Origin of the sequence: Pseudomonas sp. SO81 (assembly GCF_030374125.1) — a bacterium.
In the GTDB taxonomy this organism is placed as follows: Bacteria; Pseudomonadota; Gammaproteobacteria; order Pseudomonadales; family Pseudomonadaceae; genus Aquipseudomonas.
This window is the reverse complement of record NZ_CP126126.1, coordinates 3758659-3773122: the sequence shown is the minus strand read 5'-3', so window position 1 is coordinate 3773122 and position 14464 is coordinate 3758659. Positions and strand designations below refer to the sequence as shown.

At 66.9% G+C, this 14464-nt stretch carries 14 protein-coding genes; all 14 read right to left on the bottom strand.

The features are described from left to right. Window positions 1–85: 85 nt before the first annotated feature. The 14 genes from OH686_RS17655 to OH686_RS17590 all read right to left on the bottom strand — a co-directional run bounded on the left by OH686_RS17655 (window position 86) and on the right by OH686_RS17590 (window position 14461). Window positions 86–1411: an ABC transporter permease gene (locus tag OH686_RS17655; protein ID WP_289534200.1), complete on the bottom strand. Its 1326-nt coding sequence runs from the start codon at window positions 1409–1411 to the stop codon at window positions 86–88. Next, complete coding sequence (locus OH686_RS17650; protein ID WP_289534199.1) at window positions 1408–2094, bottom strand: hypothetical protein; 687 nt, start codon at window positions 2092–2094, stop codon at window positions 1408–1410. The genes OH686_RS17655 and OH686_RS17650 overlap by 4 nt, the downstream gene beginning before the upstream one ends. Continuing rightward, window positions 2087–2845 carry an ABC transporter ATP-binding protein gene (locus OH686_RS17645; RefSeq protein ID WP_289534198.1) on the bottom strand — a complete coding sequence of 253 codons (759 nt, stop codon included), beginning with the start codon at window positions 2843–2845 and terminating at the stop codon, window positions 2087–2089. The genes OH686_RS17650 and OH686_RS17645 overlap by 8 nt, the downstream gene beginning before the upstream one ends. Window position 2846: 1 nt before the next feature. Next, window positions 2847–3965: a hypothetical protein gene (locus OH686_RS17640; RefSeq protein ID WP_289534197.1), complete on the bottom strand. Its 1119-nt coding sequence runs from the start codon at window positions 3963–3965 to the stop codon at window positions 2847–2849. 11 nt (window positions 3966–3976) lie between these two features. Next, complete coding sequence (locus OH686_RS17635; protein WP_289534196.1) at window positions 3977–5233, bottom strand: beta-ketoacyl synthase N-terminal-like domain-containing protein; 1257 nt, start codon at window positions 5231–5233, stop codon at window positions 3977–3979. Beyond that, on the bottom strand, window positions 5226–7775 hold the full coding sequence (locus OH686_RS17630) for a beta-ketoacyl-[acyl-carrier-protein] synthase family protein (protein ID WP_289534195.1): 2550 nt from the start codon (window positions 7773–7775) through the stop codon (window positions 5226–5228). Before OH686_RS17630 ends, OH686_RS17635 begins: the two co-directional genes overlap by 8 nt. 82 nt (window positions 7776–7857) lie before the next feature. After that, window positions 7858–8994, bottom strand: a complete 1137-nt coding sequence (locus tag OH686_RS17625; RefSeq protein ID WP_171016251.1) for an aminomethyl transferase family protein — start codon at window positions 8992–8994, stop codon at window positions 7858–7860. 41 nt (window positions 8995–9035) lie between these two features. Then, window positions 9036–9326: an acyl carrier protein gene (locus tag OH686_RS17620; RefSeq protein ID WP_289534194.1), complete on the bottom strand. Its 291-nt coding sequence runs from the start codon at window positions 9324–9326 to the stop codon at window positions 9036–9038. Between the two features lie 23 nt (window positions 9327–9349). Then, on the bottom strand, window positions 9350–9931 hold the full coding sequence (locus OH686_RS17615; protein WP_289534193.1) for a 3-hydroxyacyl-ACP dehydratase FabZ family protein: 582 nt from the start codon (window positions 9929–9931) through the stop codon (window positions 9350–9352). Between the two features lie 9 nt (window positions 9932–9940). Beyond that, complete coding sequence (gene fabG, locus OH686_RS17610) at window positions 9941–10696, bottom strand: 3-oxoacyl-ACP reductase FabG (RefSeq protein ID WP_137971207.1); 756 nt, start codon at window positions 10694–10696, stop codon at window positions 9941–9943. Window positions 10697–10720: 24 nt separating this feature from the next. Beyond that, window positions 10721–11089 carry a holo-ACP synthase gene (acpS, locus tag OH686_RS17605; protein WP_289534192.1) on the bottom strand — a complete coding sequence of 123 codons (369 nt, stop codon included), beginning with the start codon at window positions 11087–11089 and terminating at the stop codon, window positions 10721–10723. A gap of 10 nt (window positions 11090–11099) precedes the next feature. Further along, window positions 11100–12200: a YcdU family protein gene (locus OH686_RS17600; protein WP_289534191.1), complete on the bottom strand. Its 1101-nt coding sequence runs from the start codon at window positions 12198–12200 to the stop codon at window positions 11100–11102. Then, window positions 12157–13116 (bottom strand): ACP S-malonyltransferase, encoded by a 960-nt coding sequence (locus tag OH686_RS17595; RefSeq protein ID WP_289534190.1) that lies wholly within the window; start codon window positions 13114–13116, stop codon window positions 12157–12159. The genes OH686_RS17600 and OH686_RS17595 overlap by 44 nt, the downstream gene beginning before the upstream one ends. Continuing rightward, window positions 13091–14461, bottom strand: coding sequence for a hypothetical protein (locus OH686_RS17590; protein ID WP_289534189.1), 1371 nt, complete (start codon window positions 14459–14461; stop codon window positions 13091–13093). Before OH686_RS17590 ends, OH686_RS17595 begins: the two co-directional genes overlap by 26 nt. Between the last annotated feature and the right edge of the window lie 3 nt (window positions 14462–14464).

Genomic DNA, 14464 nt, shown 5'->3' with positions numbered 1-14464 from the left:
ACAACTTACCCTGCACTAAGGCGCATCGCTTATTACCACCACCCGGCAACTTCCAGCGTCGCCGGGTGACAACTATCCAAGTTATTCAGGTGAACCTGAATGCCTCGGCGATCAGCAACTTCGAGGCGCGTTTCGCCGGGATGATCGAGGCTAATACCGCGGTGACTATGGCCAGGGCGCAGGTGAACCAGAACAGATCGAAATCCTCGTCCCACAGGATGAAAGCCAGGTAGCCCTTGGTGTATCCCGGAGACGGCGGCATGGGCAGGCCGTTGACGTTGATCAGTTCGGCCAGGCCGATGCCCACCGCTACGCTGAGCGCCGCGCCGAGCAGGCCGATGAAGATGCCTTCTAGAATGAACAGCCGCCCCACCTCGCGCTGGGTCAGGCCCAGGGCGCGCAGGGTGGCGATCTCACGGGTGCGCTCGACCACGTTCATCATCAGCGTGTTACCGATCATGAACACCACGATCACGCTGACGATCGACTTGATGAAGAAGAAGATGCCGTCGAACAGGCTGACCACCTGGTGGTAGTACACGGCCAGCTCGGACCAGGGCCGCACCTCCAGCTTCAGCCCCTGCTCGGCGATCAGCGCCTTGACCCGCTCGAGTGCGGCGGCGGTCTGCTCGGTGTCGTTGAGCAGGATGATGATGCGGCTGACCTCGTCGGTCTCCAGCAGCGCCTGGGCGGTTTCCAGCGGCATCTTCAGCGAGCGGTCGTCGTACTCCTTGATACCCGACTCCATCACCCCACGCACGGTCACCGACATGGCGTTCTGGCCGCCCTTGGGATTGACCACCAGCAGGTCCAGCTCGCTGTCGTAGCCGGCGCCGATGCCCTTGGCCACGCCGCTGCCGATGGTTACGCCGAGGCCGTCGATACGCGACAGGTCGCTGCCCAGCACGATGCGGTCCAGCGCGCCCAGGGTCAGTGAGCTGGCCGGCTCGATGCCGACGCCGGAGATGAAGGTGGAGGTCTCCGACTCGTAGTGCGAGGCGATGCCGGAGAATTCGATCTGCCCGGTCACCGTCTTCAGCATCGGCCCCAGCTCGGGGTCGGCGGCCAGCACCTGCTTGATCTGCTGGTAGCCGGGAATGCCGTGGCGCAGCGGGTTGGTCGCGCCGCTGGCGAGATAGCCCTCGCGGTACAGCTGCAGGTGGCCGAGGTTGGTGCGGATGGTCTGCTCGCGCAGGGCGGAGAAGGAATGCTGGACGAAGCCGCCGAAGGTGAACACCGCCACCCCGCCCATGATGATCGCCAGCAGGGTGATGCCCGAGCGGCGGCGCTGACGGAACAGGTTGGCGAACGCGTAGCGGATCGAGGTGGGCCGCCGCAGTGCGGTCCACAGCACCAGCAGCAGGGCGTAGGCGATGATGGCGTTGGCCAGGTAATACAGCAGTTCGCTCATGGCGCCGCCTCCACTATGGGTGCCAGCACCCGCTGCACTTCCGCCTGGGTGATGGGCAGGCGACCCTCGGCCTGCAGCAGCTCGCCCCACGGCGCCTGGTCGGCCAAGGCCTTGGCCGCAGCCTCGTCACCGGCGGCGCGCTGGGCGCGGGCCTGCAGGAAGTCCTGCAGCGGACGCAGCTCGGCCGGCACCTGCTCGGGATGTTCGCGCAGGTAACGCAGGTCCTTGAGCGCCACCACATGGCGACCGAACTCGGCCGGCACGTAGCAATCCATGCGCGCGCGCAGCAGGCGCAGGCGCCAGTCCTCGGGGTTCTGGTCGACCGCCTCGTCCATCAGGAAGAAGCCGCGCTTGGCCAGCTCGGCGGCGCGGAAGTAGTTCTGCTGCTTGACGTACTCGCCGGCCATGAACAGCCAGCCGTAACCCTCGTAGAGCTTGGCCGGCAGGTCGTCCGGGTGCTGTTCGCGCCAGGCTGCGAGCGACTCCAGGGTGCTCTCCGCGAGCCCCTCGTTCGGCGCCTGCACCACCACCAGGATCGCCTGATCGCGCGCCGGCAGCTGGCTGCTGCGCTCGACCAGCGCATCCAGCGCCGTACGGCCCTGCTGGCGCAGCTGTTCGGCGTCGAGCGCGGCCTGGGCGGTGGAGGCCAGCAGCAGGAGCATCAGCGGCAGCAGCTTAGTCATGCTGGATACTCCCGTCGGCGATGCGCACCACCCGCCCGGCCACGTCGCGTACCGCGTCGGAGTGGGTGGAGATGATGAAAGTGGTGCCGTTCTCGCGGTTGATCTCCTGCATCAGCTCCAGCACCGAGCGGCCGGTTTCCGAATCCAGATTGCCGGTGGGTTCGTCGGCGATCACCAGCGCCGGCTTCTTCACCAGGGCGCGGGCGATGGCCACGCGCTGCTGCTGGCCGCCGGACAGTTCCACCGGGCGGCGCAGGGCGTGCTGCTGCAGGCCGACCCGCTCCAGCGCCTGCAACACCTGGCGGCGCGCCTGCTCCTTGCGATAGCCGTTGAGCATCAGCGGGTAGTAGACGTTATCGAACACGCTGAGCACCGGCAGCAGGTTGAAGAACTGGAAGATGAAACCGATCTCGCGGGCGCGCAGCTGGGCCAGGTCGCGGTCGCCGAGGTCGGCCAGGTCCTGACCGAGGAAGTGCACGGCGCCGGCGCTGGGCTGGTCGATGCCGCCGATCAGGTTGAGCAGAGTGCTCTTGCCGCTGCCGGACTGGCCGACCAGGGCGACGAACTCGCCGCGCTCCACTTGCAGGTCGATGCTGCGCAGCGCCTGCACGCTGCCCTCGCCCTTGCCGTAGCGTTTCTCCACCTGGCTCAGGCGCACGATCGGCAGCTGGCTCGCCTTGACCAGTTGCAGCCGGCGAGGCTCGCCGGCGGGTGTGGCGGATGCCTGCACCTTGTTCTCTCTTTCCGTCATCTCATTCCCCTCGCAGCAGCCAAGTGCCGCCCTGGCTGTCGCTCAGGCTCAGCAGGGCCGGCGGCGTGTCCGCCTGGGCGGCCTTGCGCTCGGCATGGCGCTGCAGGGCCAGCAGCGGATTGAGCCCGCCGCTGTCACCGAAGCGCCGGCAGATGTTCTCGTAGACCCAGCAGTCACCCTGGGCCGCCGCGCCGGCCTCGACCTGATCGAGCAGGCTGGACGGGTAGTGGCCGCCATAGACCAGCGCGCGCGGCTCCGGCAACAGCTCGGCCCAGCGCTCGCTCAGCGCCTGCTGGGTCGCCGCGCGCCCGGCCGGTGCCTGCAGGTAATGCGGCTCGCCCAGTAGCAGGCCGGGCTGGCGCGCAGTGGCCAGGGCTTCGCCACGGCGCAGCACCATGAAGCCGGCGCGCTCCACCAGCGGTGCGTTGTGCTGCCCGCCGCGCCCCAGCCAGCCACGCTCCGCCGCACTGCCGCTGATGGCCTCGGCGAAGCACAGCACCGGGAAGCTGCGGAACAGCCCGCCGAGCAGCACGCTGTCGGCACCGCCGCCGTGCAAAAGGGCCTGGGCCATGCGCAGCGCCTGGATAAAGGCGCCGCGGCCCGCCTGCACCTTGCAGGAGAAGGCCTCGGTGGCCTGGTCACGCAGGATGAATTTGGGGATCACGTCCAGATCGAAACTGTCGCGCCAGTTGAACGCTTGCTCCAGGTGCGAGCTCTGCCCCCAGAAATCGAAATACAGCAGCGCCATGCGCTCGCGCGAGCTGCGCCGACCGCAGCTGGCTTCGGCCGCCGCCACCGCCTGCTTGGCCGCCTGGGCCATTGCGCCCAGGGTGTCGCGATAGCCGACCTTGGCCGCCTCCAGGCCGCCGTCCCGGCTGAAGCGGCTGAAGTCCCACTGGCGGCGCCCGGTCTTGCGCGCCGCGCGCTGGTACAGCTGCGCCTCCCAGGCACGGAACCAGCGCGGCTCGAAACGCTGCGGCGCGCGTTCGGCCTGCAGCACGGACAGGCCGACCAGCGCCAGCGCGCTGCCCTGCTCGAGACGGGCCTGGCCAAGCGGCGCCTGCAGCTCGGCGGCGCTGGCCGGGCGGGTCGGGGTCAACTGCTTCTCTTCGACGGACATGATCGTCTCGCTCATCCTGCCAGCCGCGTCAGCGTGCAGGCGGCCATGGATCCCTCGATGCCCAGGCCCAGCTTGACCAGCTTGTCGCTGTTCAGCGCCAGGGGTTCGGCATCGGCATGCAGGTGCACTCCGGCGACATCCAGCGGCGCCAGGGCCTTGAACGCCAGCAGGCGGCGCTGCTGCAGGGCGTCGGCGGCGATGGCCAGGTCGGTCAGGCCGCTGGCCGCCACCTGATAGCCCAGCTGCGCCTTGTAGGAAACCGTGGGCACCGTGTTGTCGCCCCACAGCTTGCGCACCGCCAGCAGCTCTGCCTGGTCGCTGCCGCGAATGCCGTTGCCGTGCATGAACACGCAGCCGACATCGGCGGCGGCGATGCCGGCCTGTTCCAGCGACTCTTCCACGGTGCGTGCCAGGGTGCGGAAGTCCGGGGCGAAGGACTGCCCGCCGCGCCCCGAACCGCCGCCTTGGCAGGTGGCGAAGCCATCGATGCGCAGCAGGCCGCGGCCTTTCCGGGCGCGCAGGTGCGCCTCGCTCTCGAGGATCGCCAGGGCCGCGCCGCCACCCAGCATCACGCCCTCGGTCGCCGCCGAGAACGGCTGCGCCACCGAGCGGGCCAGGGCGTTGACCCCGCCCATGAACATCAGGTTGTACTGCGACACCTGCTGCCAGGACGCCACCACCACCAGGTCCGCGCGGCCACTCTCGATCACCCGACTGGCGAGGAACAGCGCCGACATGCTGGAGCAGCTGGCGGTGGACAGGGCCAGCGGCGGCAGCGCCAAGCCGACGCGCTGCATGAGCAGGCGGCCGAGGCGTTCCTCGGCGTAGCTGTCGCTGTGCATCTTGCGGATGCCGGGGTTGAAGAACAGGTCCTCGGCGTCATTGCGTTGCAGGTAGGCGGTGAACTTCATTATTTCCGGCTGCACGCCCTGACCACCGATATAGAACTGCACCCGCCGCCCGGCCAGATCGGCGCGGCGCAGCCCGGCCTGGGCCAGGGCCTCGTCCAGCACCTTCTCGATCAGCGCGCAGGCGGTCTCGGCGTCGCAGCCGGCCGGGTTGCGCTTGGTCTGCGGCAGTGCCGGCATGGCCACCTGCTGCGGGTTGAACGGTAGGCCGTTGCCCTGGGCCGCGCGCTCGCTGGCGAAGAAGCCGCTGCGCGGGCCCAGGCGTTGCTCGGCCAGGGCCGCGCAGAGCGCCGCCGTGTCGTGGCCGAGGGCGTTGAACACGCCCAGGCCGGAGATCAGCGCACGCCCGGCATCAGCCATCGATGGATTCCTTGCGGATCAGCAGGGCGTAGTTGTTGCCACCGTCCGAGGCGCCCAGCACCAGGGCGTGGCGCACCTCGCGGCGCAGCGGCTGGCGCACGAAGGCGATGTCGCTGGCGCAGAACTCGGCGGTGTGCGGGATCGGCGCGATCTCGCCGCTGCGCATGGCCTGCAGCACCTGCGACAGGTTGAGCAGGCCGGCCGCCGACTCGACGAAGCCGAAGTGGCCGTTGTAGTTGACCAGCGGCACCTCGGCCGCGAGCGCGCCGAACACCTGACGCACGGCATCCAGTTCCTTCTCGGCGCTTTCCGCGGTGCCCCAGCTGGTGCCGCAGATCAGGTCGACCTGCTCCAGGCCCAGGCCGGACTCGGCGAGCGCCTGGCGAATCGCCGCGACCATGGCGTTGCCGCTGGCCAGCGCCGGTTCGCCCGGGTAGCTGGCATCGCACGAGCGGCCATAGCCGATCACCTCGGCCAGCACCTCGGCACCGCGCGCACGGGCCGCGTCCAGGTCTTCGAGCATGGCCACCGCCGCGCCCTCGCCGATAGTGAAGCCGCTGGCGCTGGCGCCGTAGACCTGGAAGGCGTCCGCGGCATCGCTCCAGCTCAGGCGGTCGGCCGCCGCTGGCGACATCAGCACCGAGGAATAGGAGTTCTCTTCCGCGCCGCCGACCAGCGCCTGCACCTGCAGGCCCTGGCGGACGATCTCGTAGCCGTACAGCAGCGCGCCGAGGCCGGCGTTGTAGCCGGTGGACAGGGTGGTGTTGTAGCCCTTCATGCCCTTGCTGATGGCGCAGAAGGTGGCGATAGAGTTCATCAGCGCCGAGGGGAACTCGAAGGTGCGCGCACGCTTCGGGTCCGGATGCAGGCTCTGCGCGTAGCGGGCGATGGTGGCCTGGGGGCCCTTGGACATGCCCATGATCAGCGCCACGTCGGTGTCGCCGTGACGAATCTTGCGTCCGCCGCTCTGCAGCGCCTGCTCCAGGGCCAGCAGGCCGTGGGTGCCGATGCGGCTGGCCTTGCGCGGGTCGTAGTTCTTCAGGTGCTTGCGCGGCTCGATGCCGCGCACTTCGTGGGCGCGGAACTGCATGGCGCGCAGGTCGCCCTCGGTCATGCCGGCCAGGCGCTCGGCCAGGGCCGGGTTGGCCTCCAGCAGCTGGGCCAGGTCACGGCCCTCCTCGCCGAGGCCCAGCCAGTCGTTGGCGGAGACCAGCAGCGAACCGTCGACGCCGTTGCGGATGTTCTCGGCGATCTGCTCGGCGCCGTAGCCCAGCGAACTCAGCGCGCCGAAACCGGTGATCGCCACGCGCCGCGGACGGTATTCGGTCGGCGCCGCCGTCTCGGGCGCCACTGAGGCGACGATGCTGCAGTTGTTGCCGCCGAAGGCGTAGTTGTTCTTCATGAACAGCTCGACCTGGTGCTCCTGGAAATGATTGGGCACGTAGTTGAGGTCGCAGCCGGTGCGCGGCGTGGAGAAGTTCAGGGTCGGCAGCACCTTGCCGGACGGCAGGGTGGTCAGGCAGGCGATCATCTCGATGATGCCGGCCGAGCCGATGTTGTGGCCGAAGTAGGACTTGGTCGAACTCACCGGGATGCCGGCGATGTTGGGGAACACCTTCTTCATCGCCAGGGTTTCGGCGCGGTCGTTGGCCTCGGTGCCGGTGCCGTGGGCATTGATGTAGCCGATGGCCTCGGGGCCGACCCCGGCGTTGCTCAGCGCTGCGCGCATCACCAGGGTGGCGCCTTCGGCGCGCGGGTCCGGCGCGGTTTCATGGTGCGCGTCGGAGCTGGTGGCGTAGCCGACGATCTCGCCATAGATGGTGGCGCCACGCGCCTTGGCGTGTTCGTACTCTTCCAGCACCAGGGCGCCGGCACCCTCGCCGACGGACATGCCGGGCGTACCGGAGAATGGGCAGCAGGCCTCTTCGCGCATTGCCTTGAGCGCGTAGAAACCGGCGAAAGTGGGTAGGTAGACCGGGTCGGAACCGACGATCAGTGCTACCGGGTTCTTGTCGTTCTGGATCTGGTCGAAACCGATGCCGATGGCGTTGGTACTGGCCGTACAGGCCGTGGCCACCAGCTCGAAGCCACCCTTGAGGCCGAGCAGCGAAGTCACCACCGGGCAGATCGCCGAGAAGTTTCCGCAGATCGCCATCTTGCGCGGGCTGAACTCCTTGGGCCGGCCCTCGATCATCGGCATGATCGCCTCGGCGCTGGCCGAGGAAACACCGACCACCAGGCTGGTGCGCTCCAGCAGCGGATCGCCGAGCAGACCGGCGTGCTCCAAGGCATCGCGACCGACCTTGTAGCCCCACAGCGAGGTGCGGTCCAACTCGGGCAGGCGCTCGGCGGCGACACCGGGGTAGTCCACCTCCTGTAGCACTTCGGATGCCACGGCATCGTCGAAGTAATGGCGGAAATGCTGGCTCGGACCGATGGCCGCCTTCTCGGCGAACAGGCCCTCGCGGAACTCTTCCAGCGTATTGCCGAGCGCCGTCAGCACGCCCATCCCTGTGACCACTACCCGCTTGCGCTGAACCATTTGCATACTCCTTCGAGGCTGGCGACCTGATGAACGGACCGCCCGCCCCGGCGGCCCGCTCGGCTGTGGCTGATTACCGTGCTTACTGCGCCTGTTGCTCTAGCAGACTCTTCGGCCGCGACGGGTCGACGTAGCTGTGCTCGGCCGGATTGACCAGGAAGCTGAAGTTCTGCAGGAACGGAATCGCCGAGGTGGCGATGGCGATGCGCCCGGATGCGGCGTCGATGGCGTAGCCTTCCAGGCCGGCATAGGCGTACTCGCTGTCGAGCAGGGCCTGGCCGATATGGGCCTGCATGCCTTCCGACCAGCCGAGGGTGATCACCTTGCCGATCTGCGTGTCGCCGCTGAACACGGCGTCGCCGATGTTGGCTGCGGCACCGTCGCCCTTGACCTGGAAGCCCACCACGCGCTGCGCGGCGCCTTCCTCGAGCTTGGCCAGCAGGGCGTCCTTGCCGACGAACTCGTCCTTGTCGTAACGCACCGCCCACTGCAGCTGCAGCTCGATCGGGCAGCGGCTGAACTCGCCGGCCAGGGCCGGATCCCAGCACGGGTTTTCCAGGCGCGAGCGGTTCTGGAAGTCGATGCCGCCGGCCTTCAGGTCGAACTTGGCGCCGGCATCCAGGGCACGCTGCCACAGCTCGGCCAGGGCCTCCTTGGGCGCCAGCACCTTGTAGGAGAACTCGCCGTGCTTGCCGGCGCGCAGCAGGGTCACGCCGTCCACGTGCATGAACTCGAGGAACGGCAGGCCGAGCACATCGAAGCCGAACAGCTCGGACATCAGCTCCCAGCTGTAGGGACCTTCGAACAGCAGGGCGCCGAGCTCGTCCTTGGCGGCGATTTCGACTTCCTCCTCGCCGACCAGGGCCTGCAGGCTGGCGGCCAGCGCGTCGCCGCGCACCCACTCGGTGAGCAGCAGAAAGCGCTCGTCGTCGCACAGCACATAGAGGTCGGTGACGATCTGGCCCTGGTCGTCCAGCAGCACGGTGTACAGCGCCTGCTCGTCGCGGATCACCGAGAGGTCGCCGCCGACCACGCGGTTGAGGAAGTCGTAGGCCTCGTCGCCCTGGACTTCGACGATGCCGAAGTGCGAGTAGTCGGCCAGCAGGATGTTCTTGCGCGAGGCCTGGTGCTCGGCGGCAGGCGCGCCATAGTGCAGCGGGATGCGCACGCCATTGCGTTCGCCCAGGGTGGCGCCGGCGGCTTGGTGAACGGCTTCCATCGGATTCATCGTTGTGTCCCTCGAATAGTGTTCGGCAGAAGTCAGGCGGCTGCGGCCTGGCGTTGCAGGATGAAGCTGGCCAGCGAGTTGACGTTGCGCATGTAGGACGGATCGTCGCCCTCGGATACGCGCACGCCGAATTCCTCTTCGAGCATCACCACCAGTTCGGTGGCGTCCACCGAGTCCAGCTTCAGGCCGCTGCCGAACAGCGGGGTGTCGTCGTCGATCTGGTCCTGGCGCTGGTACAGGTTGAGGCGGTCGATCAGGCTGTCCTTGAGCTTGTCCAGTACGGCCCGGCGCTGGGCGATGGCTTCTTGCAGTTGCTTGTCCATGTGGTGGTCCTCGCGGATGGGGCTTAGCCCGGGTAGTTGAATGGCTTGCTCATGTCGAACCAGAAGTTGGCGAGCTTGCCGACGGTGGTGACCCGCCGACCGATGCGCGCCTCGACCTTGAAGTGGCTGAAGCCGGCCGGGTCTTTCATGATCAGTTCGCTGCGCATCTCCAGGGTGTCCCCCGGCAGTACCACGCTCTTGAACTTGAGGTCCTGGGAGGCCAGCACGCCGCCCCACTTCTTGCGGATGCCGGCGATGATCGCCATGCCTTCCTCGCTGTGCAGGGCCTTCTGCAGGTCGCGGCGGGCCGACAGGTCGCAGTCGAAACGCTGCTCGTACTCCTCGCAGAACGCGGTGAGCAGAGTCAGGTAGTCGCTGGTCTGGCCCATCGCCTCGGCGATCAGCACGCCAGGCATGATCGGGCTCTCCGGGAAGTGCCCGGTGAACTGCGGCTCGTTGAACGAGATGTTCTTCACTGCGGTGATGTAGCCACGCGAGCCGCGTTTGAACTCGCAGATCTTGTCGACCAGGAAGAACGGATAGCGCCAGGGGCCCATCTTCATGAGCATCGAGGGTGCGACGAGACTTTCTTCGGAATCGGCCATGGGGCCTCCTTAACGCATGATCAGGCCGCCATCGACCACCAGAGTCTGGCCGACGACGTAGCTCGAGGAGCTGGAGCAGAGGAAGGCGATGGCCTCAGCCACTTCGCGGGTTTCACCCATGCGCTGCAGGGGGATCACCGAGAGGGTCTGGCGGATCACGTTGCGCGGCACGCGCTTGGTCATCACCGACTCGATCAGGCCCGGGGCCACGGCGTTGACCCGCACGCCCTTGGAGCCCAGCTCGCCGGCCAGGGTGCGGGTGAAGCCGATCATCCCGGCCTTGGCCGCGCTGTAGTTGGTCTGGCCAAAGCTGTTGGTCAGGCCGGCGATCGACGAGACATTGACCACCGTCGCCTGCTTGGCCTTGCGCAGCATGCGCAGGGCCGCCTTGGTGGCCATGAAGGTGCCGTACAGGTTGGTCTTGACCACGTCGTCGAACTCGTCGAAGTCCATCATCGAGAACAGGTTGTCGCGGTACTTGCCGGCGTTGTTCACCAGCACGTCGAGCTTGCCCTCGGCCTCTTCGATCTGCGCCAGGGCCGCGTCCAGCTCGGCCTTGTTGGTGATGTCGCACTTGAGCGTCACCAGGCGCCCGGCGAACTCCTGGCGGTCGGCCAGCTCGCCGAGGCGTGCCGGGTTGTTGTTGTAGGTGGCGTACACCTTGCTGCCGTCTTCCAGCAGCTTCTCGCACACCGCCAGGCCGATATCGCCGCTGGCCCCGGTCACCAAGGCGACCTTCCCCTGTAAATCCGTAAATGTTGCCATTGCCCTAGCCCTGTCTTCTGGTGGTCACCCGAGCACAACCGCCGCCACTGCGTGGGTGCCGCAGTGGGATATGCTCAAACTCGCCGCGGTCAGCCCGGACCGCTGCATTTCTTCTCGGAAGCGCCCGGCGAATACCAGGTACGGCCTGCCCGCTGGCTCGTGCTCGATGCACAGATCGTGGAACTGGATGCCGTCGCGAAAACCACTGCCCAGTGCCTTGACCGCTGCCTCCTTGGCCGCCCAGATGCCTGCCGCGCGCTCCGCGTTGGCCTCGGCGTCGCCGATGTAGTCGCGCTCCTGCGCCGTGTAGACCCGCGTCATGAAATCCTCGCCGCTGCGCTGGCTGGCGGTGCGGATGCGCTCGATCTCCACGATGTCGATGCCGATGTGCATGCCCCCTCCCCTATGGCCGCTGCGGCATGCCGGCCGCCACCGGCTGCACGCCCAGCTCGCGGATGAACAGGCCGGCCTGCTCGGCATCGCGACGCAGGGTCAGCCCGCGCTCGCGCCAGAAGGCCCAGCCCGGGGCCGCCAGCAGCAGCGCGCAGAACAGCGGGAACGGCAGCGGCTGCGGCAGTTGCGCCAGCAGGCCGCACAGCACCAGGGCCCACAGGCCCACGGCGGCGTAGTACAGGGCCATGCGCGGCAGCAACCGGCTGGCGAGCGGTTCGGTATCGCCGGGCACGTTGCGCAGCAGGGCGGACAGACGCTCGCCCACCGCCGAATAGAGCCGCGAACGACGGGCGCCGAGGAGCATGAAAAACGTGACTATCCAGCCCAGCAGCAGCGCCGCCACGGCGAACTCCGGCTTGCCGTAGCCGCCTTGCAGGTCGAAGTCCGCGCGGCTCTGCAGCGGCCAGATCAGGCACAGGCTGATCAGCAGGCTGATGGCCAGGTCCTCCGCACGATAACGGCCGGTGTTGCGCAGGCGTTTCATGTGCGGCAGCAGGGTGTTCTCGCCCTGGTCGCTGGCCAGCACCATGAAGTACGGCGCGCTGCCGCTCAGCAATAGGGCCAGCAACAGCGGGAACAGCAGGCCCAGCACCGCCAGCGCCACCAGTGCCGGATAGGCCGGCGCCAGGGTCAGCCCGCCCCACAGCAGCAGGGTGGTCAGGCTGGCGAGCAGCAGCGGCAGGACAAACGGCTGCTGCAGCGGATTGAGCAGGCTGATCAGAGGGCTGACGCGCAACTGCTGCAGCTGCGTCAGCTCGGCCGGCAGGACCATGAACTTGAGTGAGCGCGCCGCGTAGATCCAGTAGCCCGGCGCATCGCGCGACGCCCCCAGGGTGACACCGAAGGCAATGGCGAAGCCGGCCGGCAGCAGCTCCAGCAGTCCGATAGCCTGGCTGTTGCGCACCAGGGCGAAGACCAGCAGCAGACACAGGAAGCTGACGCCCAGGCACAGGCCGAAGCCATAGCGGCCGGCGTGCTGGCGGAAAGTCGGCAACATGCTCAGCGCCTCAGTCGGCCAGCGCCGCTTGCGGCGCCAGGTAGTCGGAGACATGACCCACCGCCGGCAGCGGCTGCAGCTCGGTGAAATCGAGCAACAGGCGACCCAGCACCTTCTTCGGACCGACTTCGAGGAAGCCGCCAACACCGCTGGCCGCCAGGGCCAGCATGGTTTCGCGCCAGCGCACGGTGGAATACAGATTGACCACCAGATCACGGCGGATCTGCGCGATATCGACGACGGGGGCCGCCGCCTGGTTGGTGAACAGCGGCAGCTGCGGTGCGGCGAACTCGAGATCGTCGATCACCGCCTGGAAGTCCTCGCGGCCAGCCAGCATCAGCGAGCTGTGCCAGGCGCCGTTGACCGGCAGCTTGACCTGTTCGAAGCCGGCCCGCAGCAGTGCCGGCAGCAGCTCCTTGAGCGCCGATTTGCTACCGGAAATCACCTGCTGGCGGGGCGAATTGTCGTTGGCCACGGTGATGCCGTCGGCCAGTTCGTGGGCGGCGATCAGTTCGGCGATGGCATCACGGCCCACACCCTTGATGGCGTACATGGCGCCGTCGGTCTGTTCGGCCAGGGCCTGCATGATGCGGCCACGGGCAGCCACGGCGCGGAACACGTCCTCCATGCCCAGCACGCCGGCGGCGAACAGCGCGGAGAACTCGCCAACGCTGTGCCCTGCCACGGCAGCCACCTGCGGCTCGCCACGCTCGCGCAGCGCCACCAGGCTGGCGACGTTCACGCAGGTGACCGCCACCTGCTGGTACTGGGTCTTGTCCAGCTTGGGCATCGGCCCCTTTCTGCATAGACGGCGCAGGTCGAAGCCGGCGATGTCGCTGGCGCAGTCCCAGACTCGCGCGGTGGCGGCAGACTGGTCGCAGACCTCCTCGCCCATGCCGATATGCTGGGTACCCTGCCCCGGGAACAGCAGGGCCACACCCTTGTCACCAGATTGCTCGAACACCTGCATAACCCACCCCGCTGTTTCCCAATCGACCGAATTCACTGTTATCCGGACCGTCCAGATAACCGCCACCGACATACACTTCGAATGTTCTCGTCAACTGCGACGAGAAGTGCAGATTGAGGGCGAAGCTGCGATCTTCCAGGTTGTAGATCGTCGAACTTTCCCATGACAGCCTGCGCATCTCGGCTTCATTACTATCCAGATGCGCCATCAGGTAATTACGCCCCGGCAACAGGTCGCGCCGGGCCATGTTGTCCGCCTCCTGGACGAACAACAGCTGATAGTTTCTGAATAGATCCGCGGCAGTCGCCTGATAAGCTCCTTCGAGCAGATCGAGCGTTTCGAAATAGTTATCCCAGTCTTTCTGTTGCCATCCCTGATCCTGAAACAGGTACTCCAACGAGATGGCCGTATTGTTATCCGTGGTGTATCTCAGCCCGGCGCCGAACTGGTAGAAGTGATCTTTATCCTGCTCTTTGAAGAAATCGTCTTCTGCTGGCAAACGATACGACTGCAAAGTATCCAGCGCCGTCTTGTCGAACTCGTTTACCTGACTCTGTTCATTGACGGAAAGCTCGATATTGAGAATCCAGTCCTCGGTCAGAAAACCACTGGTACCGATACCAAACGCATAACTCTCACCACCGACCATGACCAGACGGGGATTGAAGTCCTCGAACATGGCCGTGGTGTACGACAGGTAATACCTCTCTGCCGAATTGGTCCGCTGCAATGTCGTCCATTCCGCCACCCGCTCCTTGTGCGACGGATTGGCCAGTTGCGGAAGTACCGCCAACTCCAGAGTGCCCGCCTGGCTGAACCAGGACATCTGCGCCACCATCGCGCCTTCGCGATAAGTGTCGCGCCAGGACACACCTAACGCATTTACCGCACCCCGCGACGAGTAGTTGCTCGGGCTCTGCAGGAAATCCAACGGACTGACAAAGAAGAACTGCCCGTTGCGTATATCTTTCTTGCCGATATCGATAAACACCGACTCATGCGGCGTCAGCGATATATAGGCCTCGCGCACGAAGCCGCGGTTGTCGTAACCGTCGTTCTCCTGGGCGACACCGTTATCGCCGAAGGTTTCCAGACGCTCACCGAACACGTTGAAATGCAGCTTCGCCGCCGCACCCGCACAATCTCCGTTCAACTCGCCGTAGGTCGCCGCCGAACCCATGGCCCGGGTGAAATCCTCGTCCGGGTTCAGCCACGCATCCCGCACCGCAGAGCGTCCCGCCTCCGCCCCGGCGAAGCCGGACAGGCTGCACGGCTGCTCGGCAAACACCGGCACGGCCGCCAGCGCCAGGCAAACGCCGGCCAACAGAAATTCGTTCCGCCACATCGG